Annotated in this window: 20 protein-coding genes; 8 read left to right on the top strand and 12 right to left on the bottom strand. The window is 42.3% G+C overall.

Features of this window, described 5'->3' with window-relative positions:
- Positions 1-190: 190 nt before the first annotated feature.
- Together P2E05_RS07055 and P2E05_RS07050 are read right to left on the bottom strand one after the other, a co-directional pair.
- Positions 191-2,428: a VapE domain-containing protein gene (locus tag P2E05_RS07055; RefSeq protein WP_276123072.1), complete on the bottom strand. Its 2,238-nt coding sequence runs from the start codon at positions 2,426-2,428 to the stop codon at positions 191-193.
- Positions 2,429-2,431: 3 nt separating this feature from the next.
- The gene (locus tag P2E05_RS07050; RefSeq protein ID WP_154621885.1) at positions 2,432-2,644 is read right to left on the bottom strand and encodes a helix-turn-helix domain-containing protein; all 213 of its coding nucleotides are present in this window, start codon (positions 2,642-2,644) and stop codon (positions 2,432-2,434) included.
- 115 nt (positions 2,645-2,759) lie between these two features.
- On the opposite strand from P2E05_RS07050, the gene P2E05_RS07045 reads away from it, so the two are divergent.
- Entirely contained in the window at positions 2,760-3,383 is a 624-nt protein-coding gene (locus tag P2E05_RS07045) for a LexA family protein (RefSeq protein WP_154621886.1), read from the top strand.
- 484 nt (positions 3,384-3,867) lie between these two features.
- Positions 3,868-4,104 carry a hypothetical protein gene (locus P2E05_RS21655; protein WP_163861012.1) on the top strand — a complete coding sequence of 79 codons (237 nt, stop codon included), beginning with the start codon at positions 3,868-3,870 and terminating at the stop codon, positions 4,102-4,104.
- A 29-nt stretch (positions 4,105-4,133) separates the two neighbouring features.
- Here P2E05_RS21655 and P2E05_RS07035 read toward each other — a convergent pair whose 3' ends face one another.
- Positions 4,134-4,529 carry a hypothetical protein gene (locus P2E05_RS07035; RefSeq protein ID WP_154621888.1) on the bottom strand — a complete coding sequence of 132 codons (396 nt, stop codon included), beginning with the start codon at positions 4,527-4,529 and terminating at the stop codon, positions 4,134-4,136.
- A gap of 145 nt (positions 4,530-4,674) precedes the next feature.
- Here P2E05_RS07035 and P2E05_RS21650 point away from each other — a divergent pair, with 145 nt between their 5' ends.
- The 3 genes from P2E05_RS21650 (at position 4,675) to P2E05_RS07020 (ending at position 6,580) form a co-directional block, all read left to right on the top strand.
- Positions 4,675-4,809, top strand: a complete 135-nt coding sequence (locus P2E05_RS21650) for a hypothetical protein (protein ID WP_276123071.1) — start codon at positions 4,675-4,677, stop codon at positions 4,807-4,809.
- 9 nt (positions 4,810-4,818) lie between these two features.
- The gene (locus tag P2E05_RS07025) at positions 4,819-5,520 is read left to right on the top strand and encodes a hypothetical protein (RefSeq protein WP_163861011.1); all 702 of its coding nucleotides are present in this window, start codon (positions 4,819-4,821) and stop codon (positions 5,518-5,520) included.
- Between the two features lie 508 nt (positions 5,521-6,028).
- A complete protein-coding gene (locus P2E05_RS07020; protein WP_163861010.1) occupies positions 6,029-6,580 on the top strand; it encodes a DUF2815 family protein in 552 nt (183 codons plus the stop codon).
- Here the strand turns inward: P2E05_RS07020 and P2E05_RS07015 are convergent.
- On the bottom strand, positions 6,572-7,135 hold the full coding sequence (locus tag P2E05_RS07015) for a hypothetical protein (protein ID WP_154635753.1): 564 nt from the start codon (positions 7,133-7,135) through the stop codon (positions 6,572-6,574). The genes P2E05_RS07020 and P2E05_RS07015 overlap by 9 nt on opposite strands.
- A 19-nt stretch (positions 7,136-7,154) precedes the next feature.
- Between P2E05_RS07015 and P2E05_RS07010 the strand changes: the two genes are divergently transcribed.
- The 3 genes from P2E05_RS07010 to P2E05_RS07000 all read left to right on the top strand — a co-directional run bounded on the left by P2E05_RS07010 (position 7,155) and on the right by P2E05_RS07000 (position 10,542).
- Positions 7,155-9,212 carry a DNA polymerase gene (locus tag P2E05_RS07010; RefSeq protein ID WP_276123070.1) on the top strand — a complete coding sequence of 686 codons (2,058 nt, stop codon included), beginning with the start codon at positions 7,155-7,157 and terminating at the stop codon, positions 9,210-9,212.
- A 132-nt stretch (positions 9,213-9,344) separates the two neighbouring features.
- Positions 9,345-9,563, top strand: coding sequence for an ANR family transcriptional regulator (locus P2E05_RS07005; protein ID WP_154622134.1), 219 nt, complete (start codon positions 9,345-9,347; stop codon positions 9,561-9,563).
- Positions 9,564-10,281: 718 nt separating this feature from the next.
- Positions 10,282-10,542 carry a YfhL family 4Fe-4S dicluster ferredoxin gene (locus tag P2E05_RS07000; RefSeq protein ID WP_154622133.1) on the top strand — a complete coding sequence of 87 codons (261 nt, stop codon included), beginning with the start codon at positions 10,282-10,284 and terminating at the stop codon, positions 10,540-10,542.
- A 150-nt stretch (positions 10,543-10,692) separates the two neighbouring features.
- Here P2E05_RS07000 and acpS read toward each other — a convergent pair whose 3' ends face one another.
- From acpS to rseC, 8 genes are all read right to left on the bottom strand, one after another.
- Positions 10,693-11,079: a holo-ACP synthase gene (gene acpS, locus P2E05_RS06995; RefSeq protein ID WP_154622132.1), complete on the bottom strand. Its 387-nt coding sequence runs from the start codon at positions 11,077-11,079 to the stop codon at positions 10,693-10,695.
- Positions 11,079-11,810 carry a pyridoxine 5'-phosphate synthase gene (gene pdxJ, locus P2E05_RS06990; protein ID WP_154622131.1) on the bottom strand — a complete coding sequence of 244 codons (732 nt, stop codon included), beginning with the start codon at positions 11,808-11,810 and terminating at the stop codon, positions 11,079-11,081. Before pdxJ ends, acpS begins: the two co-directional genes overlap by 1 nt.
- Positions 11,811-12,023: 213 nt before the next feature.
- Complete coding sequence (gene recO, locus P2E05_RS06985; protein ID WP_154622130.1) at positions 12,024-12,767, bottom strand: DNA repair protein RecO; 744 nt, start codon at positions 12,765-12,767, stop codon at positions 12,024-12,026.
- Positions 12,767-13,675, bottom strand: a complete 909-nt coding sequence (gene era, locus P2E05_RS06980) for a GTPase Era (RefSeq protein WP_154622129.1) — start codon at positions 13,673-13,675, stop codon at positions 12,767-12,769. The genes recO and era overlap by 1 nt, the downstream gene beginning before the upstream one ends.
- Positions 13,672-14,352 carry a ribonuclease III gene (gene rnc / locus P2E05_RS06975; protein ID WP_154622128.1) on the bottom strand — a complete coding sequence of 227 codons (681 nt, stop codon included), beginning with the start codon at positions 14,350-14,352 and terminating at the stop codon, positions 13,672-13,674. The genes era and rnc overlap by 4 nt, the downstream gene beginning before the upstream one ends.
- 268 nt (positions 14,353-14,620) lie before the next feature.
- Entirely contained in the window at positions 14,621-15,592 is a 972-nt protein-coding gene (gene lepB, locus P2E05_RS06970) for a signal peptidase I (protein ID WP_154624305.1), read from the bottom strand.
- A 17-nt stretch (positions 15,593-15,609) separates the two neighbouring features.
- The gene (gene lepA / locus P2E05_RS06965) at positions 15,610-17,406 is read right to left on the bottom strand and encodes a translation elongation factor 4 (RefSeq protein ID WP_163863540.1); all 1,797 of its coding nucleotides are present in this window, start codon (positions 17,404-17,406) and stop codon (positions 15,610-15,612) included.
- A gap of 244 nt (positions 17,407-17,650) precedes the next feature.
- Positions 17,651-18,112, bottom strand: a complete 462-nt coding sequence (rseC, locus tag P2E05_RS06960) for a SoxR-reducing system protein RseC (RefSeq protein ID WP_154624308.1) — start codon at positions 18,110-18,112, stop codon at positions 17,651-17,653.
- Positions 18,113-18,116: the final 4 nt, after the last annotated feature.

The following is an 18,116-nucleotide window of genomic DNA, read 5'->3' as shown; positions in this document are numbered from 1 at the left end:
ACTCATTGAGCAACTAGACAACCCATGACAACCTAGACAACCTATTTCTATTAATACTTTTTTAGCGCCGATATACTTATATGTGTATCGTTTTTTAAACGGTTGTCTAGGTTGTCTAGGTTATCTAATTAATGAATTATCAATATGTTAAAAGCAGACAACCTTGCGCTTATAGGTTGTCTAGGTTGTCTTATTCGCAAATAAATACACGTTGCTGCTTACCTTCAAGGAATTTACGCATCGATTTATACCCACAATTTTGCAGAACATTGCTAATTCGCATTTGTTCGCGCCTTGAGATATTTTTAGGATCGAGATTCAACGCTTCTCGCAAAACGTCAGCAGCACGTAAAAAACCACGCGTTCGCGGTTTTTCACCCGTCATCAAATCAGGTTCATCCAACCAACGTTCAATAATTTCTAACCAAGCGTCTTTAATGGTGTATTTTTCATAAATGTGTGAGGCTAAATATTCAGCGGCTTCATATTGGACACCATCCGCTTTAAACATTTCGCGGGCTTCGGCCCACAGTTGAAGAACATCACGCCGAATATCATCAACGTTGACCTTAATCACCTCGACCGGAAGCCAACGGCGATTCCCCGTACGGTCGGCTAAGAACTCGTCCTCATTGGTGGTACCGATAATTAATGAACGACGCGGGAACTGTGTGGCAAACTCCTTAAACTTTGGGATCCAGTTCTCATGTGTGCGGGTGACAAAGGCTTTGATGGATTCAAGCTCTTTCGTATTCAGTCCGCGTAGCTCGCCAATTTCAGCGACTAAACGACCGCGCATTTTACGTGCTAAGTCATCATCTTTTTCAGCAAAAGAGATTTCTGTAAAGAACGTCGGATCAGGGCATAGCGCCGCGACCCCCGTGGACTTCCCACATCCTTGAGCACCAATTAAGATAGGCACCATGTCAGCTTTAATCCCCGGTACCAAAACACGCCCTGCCATCGCCGTCCACATATAGAGAGAAACAGCGCGGGTATAAGGTGTGTTCTCCGCACCAAAATGCGTGTGGTAAAACGTCTCAACACGCCTAACGCCATCCCACTCTAGGTTAGTCAGCCACTCGATAGCCGAGTCGAATTGATTCTCTTCCGCAGCAAGTAAAACCACATCACGGATCAGCTCACGCCCTACAGGTTTAAAATCGCGCTTTTCCATCGCAATACGTAAACGCGAATAGTCCGCATCGCTAAACTGTTGCCATTCATTGGTTCCGGTTGGCGCGAACATAATTTCATCGCGAAAGGTATCAAAGCGAATTTCGATATCGATAAAGTCGGGGTGCATGACCGCTTTAGCCACATTATCAATGGTAGATTCTATCCGGCCATATTTATCACGCTTAAATGAAGGTAAAGGCAATGGCTCGTTAACGACTTGGATCGCCTCAAAATCGTCTACGGTTACAACCGCTGTTTTTAAACGCTCACAACCAGGGTTAATCCACCCTTCTTTTTGGGCTAACGTGAATATCGCTTGGTAGCCGGTGCGGTCAGCACGGAGTTGAGACCACTTATTTATTGCAGCCTCTTCATCGCCCTTGTCTGCTTTAGCGGACCATTCAACCCATAACGCTTTGGCCTTATCTTCATAATCGGTATCTTTGAACCAGGCCAAACGATTCCCCATATCAACCCAAGTTGGGTAATTTTCAGCAAGGCGTAATACCTGCGGATGCCACAGCGCAGAGCGAATATCATCAAAAGTGTGACTATCAATGTGGCTTAAATCGACTAAGCGCGTTAGGTCATCGCCCGATACTGTATTAAAATCAGAGCCATCAACAGCGTTACTGTGCAAGACGAGATTGGATGCCAGAACGGTATCAACATTAATCACCGCACCATCGAACTCTAAGAATTCAGCGCCTTCATGCGGGGCAAATACCATATGAGATGGCTCATAAACAGAGCGATCCCATTTGACAGGCTCATCGCTTAACAGCTGGTAACAGTCCATGATCTCTTGTTCAACACGTGGACCTAATTCGGCATACATGTGAGCTGTCACGCTGTTATCTAGCATAATGCCGATGCGCCAGCGTTGCTCATTATTGGCGGTTGGGTGTTCATGGCTAGCCGTCGTATAACAAAAACAGCGGTACATACTCAGGACACCGGTTAACCGGTTCCAAGCATCTAAAGAGCAGCCATCCATATCTAACCAAAGAACGTGACGATGACCGGCATTAGCCGCACTACGCCCTTTGGTTTTATTGATCAACGCACCCCAAATATAATTAAGACGTGCCTTTTTCTCACGCATGGCCTCTATTGAGTCATTTGGAGACACATTAATCGTTTTTTTAAGCGCTTTGATAGCTAACTTATACTCATCAAAGCTAGGCGCTTGCGCTAATTGAGGACGATTATCCCTAGCGGAGCGCCCTACTGAATAGGTGATCCGCATAGGCTAAACCTTCGTTGAAACTGATGAGCCCTTTAACAACCACTCCGGGTCACACTGTAAAACTTGTGCTAATTCAAGGATAAATCGAGGTCGAGAAATGACATTACTCTCTATTCTATTGATCGCTTGTTGCGTTAAACCTACTTCTTCAGCTAAATCGTGCTGCGTATAACCAAGTAGCTTACGTCTTTGTTTTACTCTATTACCAAGTGTCATTAACGACCCCCTTTAACAATATTCGTAGTATTTCATCACCACAAAAACTGTTTGTCAAATACAATAAAATTAGTATTAATAGTGGGAGGTAAAAATACTCCTAGGAATCACAAAAATGTCACTAGCAACAAGGGTACGACAGCGTAGGTTAGCACTTAATTTAACCCAATCTGAATTAGCTGAACGCGCAAATATCAGCCAGCAATCTGTCGAGTCGATTGAAAACGGTAGGACACGAAAACCAAGAAATATCATAGAACTGGCTAAAGCTTTACAGTGTCACCCAGAGTGGCTACTCAATGGTAAAAGCATTATGCCAATGGCGGAGGTAAACTCTCGTAGAGTTCCCCTATTAAGCTACGTTCAGGCCGGATTATTTAAGGATGCAGACCCCATTACTGATCATGAAGGAAATTTTGAATATATCTTAGTTGATGATGATATTAGTGAAAACGCATTCGCACTAAGAATAGAAGGTGACAGCATGAACCCTGAGTTTAAAGAGGGGGATATCGTTGTTATCGACACGGAACTTTGCCCTAATCCTGGCGAATTCGTTTTTGCAAAAAATGGCGGAAATCAGGGAACATTTAAGAAGTATCGCCCGCTAGGCATTGGTACCGGCGAGTTTGAGCTTGTTCCGTTAAATCCCGATTATCCTACACTCAATAGCCACGACTACCAAATTGCGCTTATTGGTGTCATGGTGGAACACCGAATTTACCGTCGAAAAAGGTAATTTCTCCCCCCAATTCCTTCAAAGAGAGTTTTCTTGCAAGCAGCCAAGAAGACTCTTTGCCACATCTCCATATCATTTTTACTCGTTTAATTAATTTATAAAACAAATAGATAAGTATCTCACAGACTAAAATACAATTTTAACTGTTTACAAATACTATTTTTATAGTATTGTTATTCACACGACTTACCACATAACTAGTAAGATTTTGCTCTTTAACAATCTAGAAAGTCGGAACAGTACAAAGCCACCTGTTTAGACCCCTACGCAAAAATGCGACGTATTAGCAGGCACGATCTGTTTGCTAAGAAGGTTACTTCCGCACGAGAGTGAGAACGGCAAGGAATGGGCAACACTGGCAGTAAGGCGTTGTACAAACGCAAAACCACTCATTATAGGCCATTCAATGAGTGGCCTATAATGAGTTGATTAATAGGCAGGCGATGGAGATATGTGTGAATGCTTTACGAAACTAGGCAAGGACATGGAAAGTCGCATCAAAGCAAAACGTCCAGAAGACGCAAACCTACGATCCGCTGGGTGGAAACAGTCGGGCTTGTTTATGTCTAGCGGCATCATGTCAGTTAATTATTTCATTGAATACAGTATCAGTTATCAAGAATTCAAGAAGGACGGCACACCAAAAGCTCGCATGACTAGGCAGGATTTCCCCGTTACATTCTCGTTCTGCCCTTTCTGCGGCGTGAAATATAACAGCTAGCATCGTGTTTAGTTAAAAATGGTAGTTAACTACTTAGCTTTAAGCGAATCAACGCAACTTATTAGTGCATTTGCGGCATTGACTTGAGATTCATCTATGGATAAATAAATATTATCTGAAAGGCTAATGTCAATTCTTGCTCCGCCATAGTTATGGTTAAGGATATTGATAACCCCAAAACTATAGCCGGTTAGTGACGATTTATTTTTTATGTCTATGGGGTTTGTCATTTTTACAATCAATTTCTTGCTGTCGTACAAGTCATCTTTTAACTCAGCCAAGTAAATATTTTCACACTCAACAGAGAAGCCCTTCTCTTCTATAGAGTCTGGCCTAAATACAATACAAACATCATCCGGCTTGCACTGATTTGTAGCCATGCCAGATGCTGAGAACAAGATCGCAGCAGCAGTAAGTAATTTCACAATCATAATCCATTTATTTAAGTGAAATGGAGTATATCAGTATTTGTGTTTAATGATAACGCAAAGGAGTATTGTCAATGATCATCAAAAATACTCCACCTAATATTTAAAAAATAATTCTTTATTATTCCTCGGAAATCATTCAATGAAAAAAGCCAAAATTTTGCCATCGGATAAATTTCCGATGAATAACAACGTTCGCCGTTTACGTTATCAACAAAAACGTAAAGCTCTTAAACAAAATCCTAACACCACCTTCCCTATCACCTTATATCTTTGAGGTATCAAAATGAGTCTCGAACTAGCAATTAAAGAAAACACCGAAGTCATGCGCCAATTAATTGCCACAATGCAATCAGGCGCAGTCGCACAGCCTCATACCACATTAACACTAGATGCAGAATCTCAACTGAGCAAAGCTGAAACAAAAACAATCAGTAAAAAAGAAACTGCTAAAATAGACACACACTCTGTCATTAACCCGATTGATATTCATACCCTCAATTTAGAGCAACTCGCTGTCTTAGCGGTATTATTTAACGGTAACTTTGACGAACTCACGACTGAACAACTTGATAAAGTCAATGCAACCATAGCTGCTACGGGTAAACATCGAAATACCCAAGCCGATGCCCTCTATATGGCGCTAGTGAATTTAGAGGAAGTCACCAACTTACCAAATAACACCATCCACGACCTGTGTTTGGAAATGCTACGCCATTGGTCTGATATCGTCGGTATTACTGAACGTCGCGAATTTGCTATCGAACTTCTCAGGGCCGGTAAGGTCACGAGCAAAACGCCAGAAGATACCGACCCTAAAGTGCTGTTTGAGCAAGCTGAAAAACTCATTTTGCAGTTAGCAAAAGGCGGCTATCGCAATAACGCGGTTGAAATTCTTACTCAGTTTGGTGCTAAAAAATTAGGTCAAGTGCCCGAAGATAAATTAGCCGAAGTGGTTGCGCTGGCGAAAAAAGCCTTAGAAAGTTAACTCGCTGATATGCAGCAGGAACTTATCCTTAGAATTAACGGTACTCAATACGAAACCTGAATTGACTTTAGCAAGTACCGTCGCTCATACGCTGGGTGAATCTGTTTTACAAACTCGATAAGAAAATAGCTCAGGGCTAGGTCATATCCGTTAAATAAAACAGATAGCCCATAAGTTAATGCTGAAATAGCCGAGGCAATAAGCCCGCATGTTAACACCGTTTGGCAACTCGCCGCAGGAAAGAACTATTCTATACAAACCACACAATATAAGGCTTAAAGCTAGTCACGAATAAATGGGGTAGCCAAGCTAAAATTGACAAAACCGAAAATTGGTTAAGCAAGTTAACCCTCATCGCTAGACAAAACTCGCGGCACTCATTCGCTGAGCTGAAGGTAAGCCTGTGATTGTATTCCCCGCTGCCCTCATTATGAATCCTAAAAATGATTTTGATAATGTGACCGAAAAATCACTTATCGCTGATCCCATTTAATTAAAGGTCCCCAATATGAAAGTTAAATTATCCAACGTCCGTTTGGCATTCCCTGATTTATTTGAAGCAACCCAAGTTAACGGGCAAGGTGATTATAAATTCCGCGGAACGTTTCTCATCCCGAAAAACCGTACTGATTTAATCGAAGCGATTGAAAGCGCGATTAAACAAGCCGCTACCGCAAAATGGGGGGCAAAAGCCAGTGCTATTCTCAAATCAATTCGTGGTAATTCTAAACGTTTTAACTTCCGTGATGGTGATGAAAAGATTGAGTATGACGGTTATGCAGATCATATGTACATCAGTGCGAGCAATAAAGTGCGACCGCTGGTTATTGACCGTGACCGCACTCCGTTAACAACACAAGATCATCGCCCTTACTCCGGTTGTTATGTTAACGCAACCATCACCATTTTTGCCTATGACAACCAAGGCAAGGGTATTTCCGCCTCACTTGGTGGTGTTCAGTTCTTCCGTGATGGTGACGCTTTCGCAGGTGCCCGTGTCGCGAGTGAAGATGATTTCGACGACTTAAGCGTCGCCGAAGAGGAAGAATCACTAATCTAGTTCTCTTGTTATATTTGACGGGAAGGAATATTCGTATTTCTTCCCATAACTTGAAAGGTAAATTATTTCAACTTGAAAGTTATATGTTTTATTTTTTGTGTATCGAGCCATTTCATTTAAATATTTAGCACAATCTATTCTGGTAATTGGGGTACTAATCGCAATTAACGGCTCCATTTTATCTACTGCTAACGAATTTCCTTTTTTAGGGTACCCCATCCTTAAACAAGTTTGATTGAATTCAATTATATCCGCTAACGCTATAGAGGGACTTTTTTCGCTGGTATCAGATAAATCAAATTTCTGACCGTTTTTATCAATAACTATTAAATTTTCAATATAGCCAACGCCAGGACCATCATTATAAAAATAAAAACCTATCCCGTTATTATTAGGATCCGCTTGGGGAACAATAGAAATACGAGGCTGAACCGCACGAATAAAGTTAGCTTCCTGACTTTTATTTCCTGAATAAGTAAGGTAAACAGCCACGGCAGATACCGCTAGTGATAAAATTGCAATACCGAGTGCCAATCTATCCCTACTATTACTCATACATTACCTCCTATAAATTATGAAAAATACACTCTGGCTAGACCTCGAAACATTCAGTGAAAAGCCAATTCAATACGGTACGCATTCTTACGCAGAAACCGTTGAAATTATGCTTTTTGCTTGGGCGTTAAACAACGATTCAGTTAACGTTTGGGATATTACGCATAAATCCTCTATGCCTACTGAATTAAAGCAAGCGTTAACAGACCCTAACACTATAATTTATGCACATAACAGCCATTTTGACCGCACCATGCTCAACCATAGTGGTATCAAAATAGATGTTAGTCGTTGGCGTGATACGATGGTACAAGCACTCGCGCACGGTTTACCCGGTGCTTTAGGGGTGTTATGTGACGTGCTTGGTGTGCCTTTGGATAAAGCCAAAGACCAAGAAGGTAAAGCATTAATACAGCTATTTTGTAAGCCTCGACCTAACAACTCAGCATTACGCCGCGCAACAAGCAAAACCCATCCCGAAGAGTGGAAACGTTTTGTGGCCTATGCAGGGCGAGATATCGAAGCCATGCGCGAAGTGCACCAACGTTTGCCAAATTGGAACTACCGCGACAGTGAATTAAAACACTGGCATCGTGACCAACGAATTAACGATCGCGGGGTGTGTATGGATATTCAATTAGCCGCCTCCGCGATTAAAGCGGTTGAAGTTGAGCAAAAACGTTTAGCCCAACTCACCCAAAAACTGACAGATAATGAAGTTCAGGCGGCAACTCAGCGTGATGCCCTACTAAAACATATCTCTGCCGCTTTTGGTGTTGATTTGCCTGATATGCAAAAAAGCACATTAGAACGTCGCATTAACGATCCTGATATTCCCTTATCTCTACGTGAATTGTTAGCCATTCGATTACAAGCCAGTAGCACCAGCACCAGTAAATACAAAGCGCTGATCAATGGCGTAAGCTCAGACGGTCGTTTACGTGGAACATTGCAATTTTGTGGTGCTTCACGCACGGGGCGTTGGGCGGGTCGATTATTTCAGCCACAAAATTTACCAAGGCCAACACTTGACCAAGAGACCATTGATAACGGTATTGAAGCGTTAAAAGCAGGATGTGCCGACCTCATTTACGATGACATTATGCAACTGACCAGCTCAGCTTTGCGCGGTTGCATTATGGCACCTGAAGGTAAAAAGCTTGTAGTATCCGACCTTTCCAATATTGAGGGCCGTATGCTCGCTTGGTTAGCCGGTGAAGCGTGGAAGATTAACGCGTTTAGCGAATTCGACAGGGGTATCGGCGCTGATCTCTATAAATTGGCTTACGCGCGCGCATTCAATATCAGTCCAGAAGAGGTTAATAAAGATATGCGCCAAATCGGTAAAGTGATGGAACTCGGCTTAGGTTACGGGGGAGGAGTCGCCGCATTCTTAACATTTGCCCTCACCTATGGTCTGAATTTAGAGGAACTGGCTGAAGCGGCATTGCCTAACATTCCACCCAAAGTGAAACACGAGGCGATCAGTTGGTATAGAAAATCGGTGGAAACCCAAAAAACCTATGGTCTCAGTGAAACCGTATTTATCACCTGTGACTCACTTAAGCGCATGTGGCGCAATGCACACCCCGAAACGGTCTCTTTCTGGTATGAATTGGAAAATACCGTGCGTCGGGCGATTGCTTCACCGAGGGTAACCTTTCCATGTCGTAAGCTTAAAATTAGACGGGATAAAGCATGGCTACGTATTGTTTTACCGTCAGGCCGCGCGGTTTGCTACCCCGCCCCACGTCATGATAACGGCCAAATCAGCTATATGGGGATTAATCCTTATAACCGCAAATGGCAACGTTTGAAAACCTATGGCGGGAAATTGGTAGAAAACGTAACCCAAGCCGCTGCCCGTGATATTCTCGCCAGTAACATGCCAATTATTGAAGATCACGGTTATGACATTGTACTCACCATTCACGATGAGGTGTTGACCGAGGCACTCGATACCCCTGCATTCAACCATGAACATTTATCCAAATTACTTGCCACCAACCCCGAATGGGCCTTAGACCTTCCGCTTAATGCCGGAGGCTTTGAGGCCTATCACTACAGGAAGGATTAAATTGTCCCGCTGACTACAATGACATTGGCTCCTATGCCGCCCAACGGTTACGCAATCTAATGCGTTGGTTGAACAACACACTTTATCTTCACTTTAATCTATCCATATCAATTTCATCTTTGAGAATCCTATATGACATTCATAAACAACGATAGCCCGTTGTATTTCCGCGCGGCTCGGGATGCGATTCGTCTTGAACAGGCAAAGAAATATTTTGAGGCTTCTAAAGCTTGGTCACAAGCCCATAGGTTATCCCGATCACGAGATAACCAAATATGGAGCGAACGACGCTCTGACTTTTGCTTTATGCAAATTAAACGCGAACAGTATAAACTCGCGAGTCATAAGTAAAGTACATGAAAATGAACCAAAAATCGGTGGTATTGCTTATACATTGACGTCTCTTAATGGTCAAGATCCCCCCAGTAGGGGCGTATTCTGCCAGATGGTAACAACATGTTATGGAGTACAAAGCCCCAGTCAAAAGCCTCGCCCCCGATCAATGACGGGAACACGCGAGGCTTTTTATATTCGGGGTTCGCCACGTTATTTTGGGTTGCAACAATCTTGAAAGGATACAAAGAGAAAAACACAAGGTCGTCATAAGTACTGCCAAATAGATCGCTACAATAATGGAAAAATTTGATAGGAACCTCTTCGGCGAAAGAGAGAGTTGATTGATAGGAAATTGAGCGCTTTTTCGCCATGTCATCGACGCGGCTTATTGAGCTATTTTAAAATGCTTATACGACAGTGAGTTATGTGCATAACTTAGGTAATCCTCAATACGATAAAGCGTCAGTATGATCATCAGAATCGGGGCTTTTGCCCTTTTGTGATACGATAGTCGGCATGAGATTGCCTATTTATATCAACACATTAAGTATAAAGCTCACACATTCACTGTTTTTGAATCGATAAAAAGAATATGCGTTGCGGTTTTGTGTTATGAATTTAGGTTTTACAATGTAAAATAGACGGTATTAAATGGCAGCTCATCGCCAAAAGTAACGAATACTGAAATAATATCACTCACTGACTTGAACTGAATACTATATAACCTATTGATATGGCACTATTAATTACCAAAAAATGCATCAATTGCGATATGTGTGAGCCTGAATGTCCTAATGATGCAATCTATATGGGCGATGAAATCTACGAGATCGACACAGATCTCTGTACTGAGTGTGTTGGCCATTATGATAAACCGACCTGTCAGTCCGTTTGTCCTATCACTAATACTATTATTACCGACCCTCAGCATATCGAAACCCAAGAACAACTGTGGGATAAATTTGTGATGATCCATCACGCTGATAAGATTTAATCAGTTTATACGTTTTGCCATTCGTCGCTAATAAACCAACCTATGACTATAACGAAATGAGATACCCCGCCGTAAACGGCGAGGCATCCTGTTTTGAATCGCGATTACCGCCTGAGAATTCCATTTATCAAAATGGCGTTTAAACGATTATCACGACAAACTTTCAATGATCACCGTCGCCACGGCATAATGACGCTCATCGGTAATAGAAACATGGATATGCGTCACTTTCATTCGTTGAGCCAACTGATTCGCCTCTCCGAGCAATGTAAGTTGTGGCTTGCCTAGGGCATCATTGCTGACTTCAAATTGATTAAATGCTAAGCCATTACGAATGCCAGTACCTAAAGCTTTAGCCGCCGCTTCTTTAACCGCAAAGCGCTTTGCCAGAAAACGCGCTGGTTGAGCTTGTTGCTGAAATTGCTTAAATTCATTTTCGGTTAATATACGCTTAGCCAAGCTATCGGCCGAACGCTTAATGACACCTTCAATCCGAGCAACTTCGACAATATCTGTACCTAGACCGATAATTGCCATTAGTCACGCGCTTCTCGTAGTAATTTCTTCATATCGGATACTGCATCGGCTAATCCACTGAACAATGCTCGACCAATGATCGCATGTCCGATATTCAGTTCATAAATTTCAGGCAATAACGCGATGCGTTGAACATTATGATAGGTTAACCCATGACCCGCATTAACTTTTAAACCTTTATTCGCCGCGTAAGTTACGCCATCACGAATACGACGATACTCAATTTCCTGTTCTTGCTCTGTTTTTGCATCTGCATATGCACCAGTATGAATTTCAATAAATGGCGCGCCTGCGGCTTGGGCTGCATCAATTTGTGCGTGGTCAGCATCGATAAATAGAGAGACTTGAATACCTGCTTCAGTGAGACGTTTCACTGCTTCTGTGATTTTTGGTAATTGGCCCGCCACATCTAATCCACCCTCGGTGGTCACTTCTTCACGTTTTTCAGGTACAAGACAACAAAAGGTCGGTTTAATACGGCATGCGATCGTCAGCATTTCCTCTGTCACTGCCATTTCAAGATTCATCCGCGTTTGGATAGTCTCTTTCAGCAATTCAATATCCCTATCAGTGATATGACGACGGTCTTCGCGTAAATGTACAGTAATGCCATCAGCGCCTGCTTGCTCAGCAACAAATGCCGCCTGAACAGGATCAGGATACTGGGTGCCCCGCGCATTTCTCACTGTCGCGATATGATCTATGTTGACACCTAACAAAAGCTCAGCCATTTTTCACTCCCTATAATTGATACGGTCAAATACGCACGAATGCCCCTATCCTACTGCAATTTAATATTTATTGGGAATAAATCTCTATCACTACGCGTACCTTTCCACATTTCGCTGTTTTTTTCTGCAATCTCTTATCGTTTGATAACGGTGAATAAAACTTGGAGGGTAAAACCGTCAACGGTGCACAATGCGGGATATGTGCAGATTCAATCAGGCTTTAGGGGGATGGGTAGGCGGAACTTTCACGAATTGCCTAAATAACTCACGACTTTTTAATGGCTTTCCGCCCAAATAAGGCTTTAACGCCATGCGTGTAAAACGTTTTGCCGCTTTTAGCGTATCACTGTCTGGAAACTCACGAGCGGCTAACGCTTTGAGCTGCCTACCCGTGAAGCTTAATTGATCTATCACCAAACTACCGATAAACCCTTTTTCTTCGCGATAACGATAAGTCATTGTATCTGCAACGGGTTCGCCACTGCCTGCACAATGAAGGAAATCAACTCCATAACCAAGGTAGGATAATAATGCTAATTCAAATTGACGTAATGCCGATTCAGGTGTTTGTTCACTCGCGGCAAGTAATTGTAAACATGAAAGGTAGTCAAAGAATAACGCGGAATACGGTGTTCCAAACTCAATGACGCGCGAAACTAACTCATTGAGATATAAACCGCTATAAAGCACAGTACCCGATAATGGCAGCGAGAGTGAAATCGGATCCGCATGGGTTAACGTTTTGATTTCGCCTTTACCTCCCCAACGGATAAGTAATGGCGTAAAGGGCTGCAAGCAGCCCCTCAGCGGTGAACGATTACGGCGAGCACCTTTTGCTAACAGTCGAATTTTGCCTTCACCTTCAGTAAAAAAATCAATTAATAGGCTTGTTTCACTGAAAGGCCTAGAATGAAGCACAAATGCACGTTGCCAGCCCGCACTCACCGTTTCACCCATTATTTTAGGTCATCAACATAGCCTAAGCTGCGTAGCGCTCGTTCATCATCAGCCCAGCCAGCTTTAACTTTCACCCAAAGTTCAAGATGGACTTTGGTATCAAACAGTCTTTCCATATCGATACGGGCTTCTGTGCCGATCGTTTTGAGTTTACTGCCTTTATTCCCAATAACCATTTTCTTTTGGCCTTCACGTTCAACCAAAATAAGGCCATTGATATGATAACCGCCCTTTTCCATAACTTTGAATTGTTCGATTTCAACAGTGACAGAATAAGGTAATTCATCGCCCAAGAAACGCATTAATTTTTCACGGATGATTTCCGATGCCATAAAGCGTTGAGAACGATCAGTAATATAGTCTTCTGGGAAATGGTGTTCAGCTTCAGGAATGTGTTGCTTGACAATTTTTGCAATTGTATCAACACCTTTGCCTTTTTCTGCACTAATTGGTACCACATCCAAAAAGTTCATTTTTTGGCTAACAAAACTAATATGCGGTAACAGAACCGTTTTATCCGTTACATTATCAATTTTATTGATCGCTAAAATGACTGGGCAGCGTAGACTTTTTAGCTTATTAAGCACCATTTCATCATCGTCGGTCCAGTTCGTGCCTTCAACAACGAAAATAACCAGCTCAACATCACCAATGGAGCTTGAAGCAGCTCGGTTCATCAAACGATTTATTGCCCGTTTCTCTTCAATATGCAGCCCTGGAGTATCCACATAGATGATTTGGTATTCCTCTTCAGTATGGATCCCCATAATACGGTGACGAGTCGTTTGGGGCTTTCTCGATGTAATCGAAACTTTTTGCCCTAACAACTGGTTTAATAACGTTGATTTGCCGACATTGGGTCGCCCAACAATAGCCACAAAGCCACAGTGGGGTTGTTTTTCACTCATTCAATCTCCAAAATTTTCAATGCTTGCTCCGCAGCGGCTTGTTCAGCTTTACGACGACTTGAACCAACACCATGAATAGGCTGTTCAATACCACTCACTTGACAGTGGATAGTAAACTCCTGATCATGAGCCTCACCTTTTACCTGAACAACCATATAATTAGGTAAAGGCAAATGACGCCCCTGTAGATATTCTTGTAATCTCGTTTTCGGGTCTTTTTGTTTATCGCCCGGGCTGATTTCATTCAACCTATTTTGATACCAATCTAGAATAATTCGTTCTATCGTTTGAATATCACTATCGAGAAAAATCCCGCCGATCAGTGCTTCAACTGTATCTGCGAGTATAGATTCACGGCGGAATCCGCCACTTTTTAATTCACCCGGTCCTAAACGTAAACATTCACCAAGCTCAAATTCACGAGCAATTTCCGCTAACGTGTTTCCACGAACTAACGTTGCTCTCATACGACTCATATCCCCTTCATCCACTTTAGGGAATCGATGATATAAATCATTGGCAATAACAAAACTTAAAATAGAATCGCCAAGGAATTCTAAGCGTTCATTATGTTTACTGCTCGCACTACGATGTGTAAGCGCCTGAATTAAAAGGTCGTGTTGATTAAACTTGTAACCAAGTTTTCGTTGTAATTGCTCAAGTAAAGAGGGGTTCATGCGCGCCCAGCCATTTTTCTGATTGACAAAAAAGCACACGCAACAGACCTGTAAGGAACAAAACTGTTGCGTTTGCACTGACTCTTAACGCTTTATCCTTAATTTTAAATAATAAATTTCAGCTAAAAATATAGCTAAATACTATTAATATGATTATAGGAGTTAATTAAGAAGCCAATAAATATTTAATTAAATTATATTGTACACTGAGAAAAACAATAATGCTTCGGTTTATACGGGTTTTCGTGCGAAAACCCGTATAACATGATTATGAACCTAGTGGTCCAATACGACTAAAACGAATACCGGTAGGCCACTCGTTTTCTTGTTTATCGAGGCTTAACCAAATAAACACCGCGCGACCAACAAGATTTTCTTCAGGAACAAAGCCCCACATACGGCTATCAGAACTGTTATCCCTGTTATCACCCATCATAAAATAATGTTTTTCAGGCACAATCCATTCATTTGGTGGCATATTCGGTTGAATATAACGCGATTCTGTTATTGCCTGACGAATAATCAATATCTGGTGCTCGACAGTATCAAGCTTTTCACTTCTTTGATATTGACGTAATGCATTACTTGGAACAGGTTGATCAACGGGGATTTCATAGTTCCCTTTTTGGCTCTCAACGACAGAATCAACATTGAAGAACATTGTCCATTCACTTGGCGCTAATGGGCCATATTTAATTGGCAATTGCTTGGTACAGTTATTGTCCGCACAATTCGGATAAATTGTCAGTTCCTTCGCATCTGGGTTATAAACAATTTTATCGCCGGGTAAACCAATCACACGTTTAACAAAGTCCACACTCGGATCCTTTGGATATTTAAATACTGCAATATCACCGCGAGAGGGTTTACCGGTTTCAATCAAGGTGGTTTGCGTTATTGGGTCTTTCAACCCATAAGCAAACTTTTCAACCAACATGAAATCCCCAACTAATAACGTTGGCATCATCGATCCAGATGGAATTTGAAATGGTTCGTAAATAAACGAACGAACCACCAAAACAATTGCTAAAACAGGAAAAATTGAAGATCCTGTTTCGACCCATGACGGACGGCGTACCACTTTCTCCATCTCGTCTTGAGTCAATGAGCCTTGACTCACTTCCTGTATATGTTTGAGCTTCTTCTTCCGCGCAGGCGAAAATTTAAAGCGATCTAAACACCAGATAATCCCCGTAATCACTGTTGCCAGTGTTAGGATCAAGGCAAAGGTGTTAGCCATTGAGACTCCTTGTAATTTTAGTTGTCTTTACCAACATGCAATATCGCCAAGAACGCTTCTTGAGGCAATTCAACATTACCGACTTGCTTCATACGTTTCTTACCTTCCTTTTGCTTCTGTAACAGTTTTTTCTTACGGCTAACGTCACCACCGTAACACTTAGCAAGCACGTTTTTACGTAATTGTTTAACTGTAGAACGAGCAATAATATGGTTACCGATCGCCGCTTGAATCGCGATATCAAACTGTTGACGAGGAATCAACTCCTTCATTTTTTCAACCAGTTCACGACCACGATACTGTGAATTTGCGCGGTGAGTAATCAATGCCAGTGCATCCACACGCTCACCGTTAATCATCACATCCACACGCACCATATCTGACGCTTGGAAACGCTTAAACGTATAATCTAAAGAAGCATAACCTCGGGAGGTAGACTTCAAACGATCGAAGAAATCTAGCACAACTTCTGACATTGGAATGTCATAGGTTAGCGATACCTGATTACCATGATAGACCATGTTTGTCTGAACGCCGCGTTTTTCAACACAAAGTGTAATCACGTTTCCGAGATACTCTTTCGGCATCAACATATGACATTCCGCGATCGGCTCACGCAGCTCTTCAATGTTATTCAGCGGTGGCAATTTAGCAGGGCTATCAACATACACAACCTCACCGTTCGTTTGTACAACTTCATAAACGACGGTTGGCGCCGTGGTGATCAGATCTAAATCATATTCACGCTCTAAACGCTCTTGGATGATCTCCATATGCAGTAAGCCGAGGAAACCACAACGGAAACCAAAACCTAGCGCACTCGACGTTTCTGGCTCATAGAATAATGAAGCATCATTTAAACTCAGTTTGCCCAGTGCATCACGGAATGCTTCATAATCATCTGAACTGACTGGGAATAAACCGGCATAAACTTGCGGCTTCACTTTTTTGAATCCAGGTAAGGCTTTTTCTGCTGGATGACGAGCACCTGTGAGCGTATCCCCTACTGGTGCACCGGTAATATCTTTAATCGCACAAACTAACCAGCCCACTTCACCGCAGCTTAATGAATCACGGTCGATTTGTTTAGGTGTGAAAATACCGAGTCGATCAGCGTTATATACCTGGCCAGTACTCATAACCTTAATTTTATCGCCCTTACGCAAGGTACCGTTTTTAATACGGATAAGCGATACAACACCTAAATAGTTATCAAACCATGAATCAATAATCAGGGCTTGCAGAGGTGCTTCAGAATCACCGACGGGAGCAGGAATTGATTGAACCAAACGTTCAATAACCTCTTGCACGCCGATACCGGTTTTCGCTGAACACCGCACTGCATCATGAGCATCAATGCCCACAATATCTTCAATCTCTTCCGCTACGCGTTCCGGATCTGCCGCTGGCAAGTCGATTTTGTTCAAGACTGGAACAACTTCGAGATCCATTTCAATCGCTGTATAGCAGTTAGCCAGTGTTTGGGCTTCAACCCCTTGCCCCGCATCAACAACCAACAGTGCGCCTTCACAAGCGGCTAACGAACGTGATACTTCATAAGAGAAGTCAACGTGGCCAGGCGTATCAATGAAGTTTAACTGATAGGTCTCCCCATCGGAGGCCTTATAATCAAGCGTCACACTTTGCGCTTTAATTGTAATTCCGCGTTCACGCTCTAAATCCATGGAGTCTAGAACTTGAGCCGCCATTTCTCTGTCCGTCAAACCACCACAAATTTGAATAATACGGTCAGATAACGTGGACTTACCATGGTCAATGTGAGCAATGATAGAAAAGTTTCTTATGTTATTGATTTTCAAGGTAATATCTTCTTTTAAATTGCCTACAAAATCAGCTCTGTATAAAAATATATCACAGAACTAAAATGCTATGATTATCACAAGATTGCTAATTAGCTGCATTTTACATAGAAGATCCCTGTAACACAAAGGTTCAATGTAAAACAACTGTAAACTATGCGGGTTTTAGCCTAATAATGGCAATGAATGGTACTTTAATGAAACAAAACCACCTGCAAATAACAGGTGGTTTAACTGATTAATCAACTTGAACTAAGCGTTCTTCTGGAGGCAAGCCTATTTGTAGGATAACAGGTTGAAACGCTGTCTCATCCCGCCAATAAGAGGCGATTTTTCGGGCCAAAAAGAATCCTAAAAACCCACCTATGACACCAGAAATCGCGACCCAAATTTGTTCCAAGCCTGCTAACTGTACTAACGCTGCAACGAAAAATAGGCCAATTAAGGGTGTCAAATACACTAACATCGCAGATCGAAGTAAACTCCCTTCAGGAATACCGACTTCAACTTTCTGCCCCACAACTAAAGGTTGTTGTATTTCAACCTCTAATTGATGTTCAGTATTTGGTCCTATCTTACTCAATGCATACGAACCACAAGCCCCACGTGCACTACAGCTACCACACCCGGAAGAAGCCCCATAACGCAATAATGCCCTTCCTTGGTGCCAACGAATAACTGTTGCCCACTCTTTTACCATCATT

Origin of the sequence: Providencia stuartii, assembly GCF_029277985.1 — a bacterium.
GTDB classification, from domain to species: Bacteria; Pseudomonadota; Gammaproteobacteria; order Enterobacterales; family Enterobacteriaceae; genus Providencia; species Providencia zhejiangensis.
This window is presented reverse-complemented; position numbering and strand designations above follow the sequence as displayed.

Excerpts from the sequence above, each read along its gene's own strand:
- P2E05_RS07055 (WP_276123072.1), bottom strand. The coding sequence starts at position 2,428 with ATGCGGATCACCTATTCAGTAGGGCGCTCCGCTAGGGATAATCGTCCT.
- P2E05_RS07050 (WP_154621885.1), bottom strand. The coding sequence starts at position 2,644 with ATGACACTTGGTAATAGAGTAAAACAAAGACGTAAGCTACTTGGTTAT.
- P2E05_RS07045 (WP_154621886.1), top strand. The coding sequence starts at position 2,760 with ATGTCACTAGCAACAAGGGTACGACAGCGTAGGTTAGCACTTAATTTA.
- P2E05_RS21655 (WP_163861012.1), top strand. The coding sequence starts at position 3,868 with ATGGAAAGTCGCATCAAAGCAAAACGTCCAGAAGACGCAAACCTACGA.
- P2E05_RS21650 (WP_276123071.1), top strand. The coding sequence starts at position 4,675 with ATGAAAAAAGCCAAAATTTTGCCATCGGATAAATTTCCGATGAATAAC.
- P2E05_RS07025 (WP_163861011.1), top strand. The coding sequence starts at position 4,819 with ATGAGTCTCGAACTAGCAATTAAAGAAAACACCGAAGTCATGCGCCAA.
- P2E05_RS07020 (WP_163861010.1), top strand. The coding sequence starts at position 6,029 with ATGAAAGTTAAATTATCCAACGTCCGTTTGGCATTCCCTGATTTATTT.
- P2E05_RS07015 (WP_154635753.1), bottom strand. The coding sequence starts at position 7,135 with ATGAGTAATAGTAGGGATAGATTGGCACTCGGTATTGCAATTTTATCA.
- P2E05_RS07010 (WP_276123070.1), top strand. The coding sequence starts at position 7,155 with ATGAAAAATACACTCTGGCTAGACCTCGAAACATTCAGTGAAAAGCCA.
- P2E05_RS07005 (WP_154622134.1), top strand. The coding sequence starts at position 9,345 with ATGACATTCATAAACAACGATAGCCCGTTGTATTTCCGCGCGGCTCGG.
- P2E05_RS07000 (WP_154622133.1), top strand. The coding sequence starts at position 10,282 with ATGGCACTATTAATTACCAAAAAATGCATCAATTGCGATATGTGTGAG.
- acpS (WP_154622132.1), bottom strand. The coding sequence starts at position 11,079 with ATGGCAATTATCGGTCTAGGTACAGATATTGTCGAAGTTGCTCGGATT.
- pdxJ (WP_154622131.1), bottom strand. The coding sequence starts at position 11,810 with ATGGCTGAGCTTTTGTTAGGTGTCAACATAGATCATATCGCGACAGTG.
- recO (WP_154622130.1), bottom strand. The coding sequence starts at position 12,767 with ATGGGTGAAACGGTGAGTGCGGGCTGGCAACGTGCATTTGTGCTTCAT.
- era (WP_154622129.1), bottom strand. The coding sequence starts at position 13,675 with ATGAGTGAAAAACAACCCCACTGTGGCTTTGTGGCTATTGTTGGGCGA.
- rnc (WP_154622128.1), bottom strand. The coding sequence starts at position 14,352 with ATGAACCCCTCTTTACTTGAGCAATTACAACGAAAACTTGGTTACAAG.
- lepB (WP_154624305.1), bottom strand. The coding sequence starts at position 15,592 with ATGGCTAACACCTTTGCCTTGATCCTAACACTGGCAACAGTGATTACG.
- rseC (WP_154624308.1), bottom strand. The coding sequence starts at position 18,112 with ATGGTAAAAGAGTGGGCAACAGTTATTCGTTGGCACCAAGGAAGGGCA.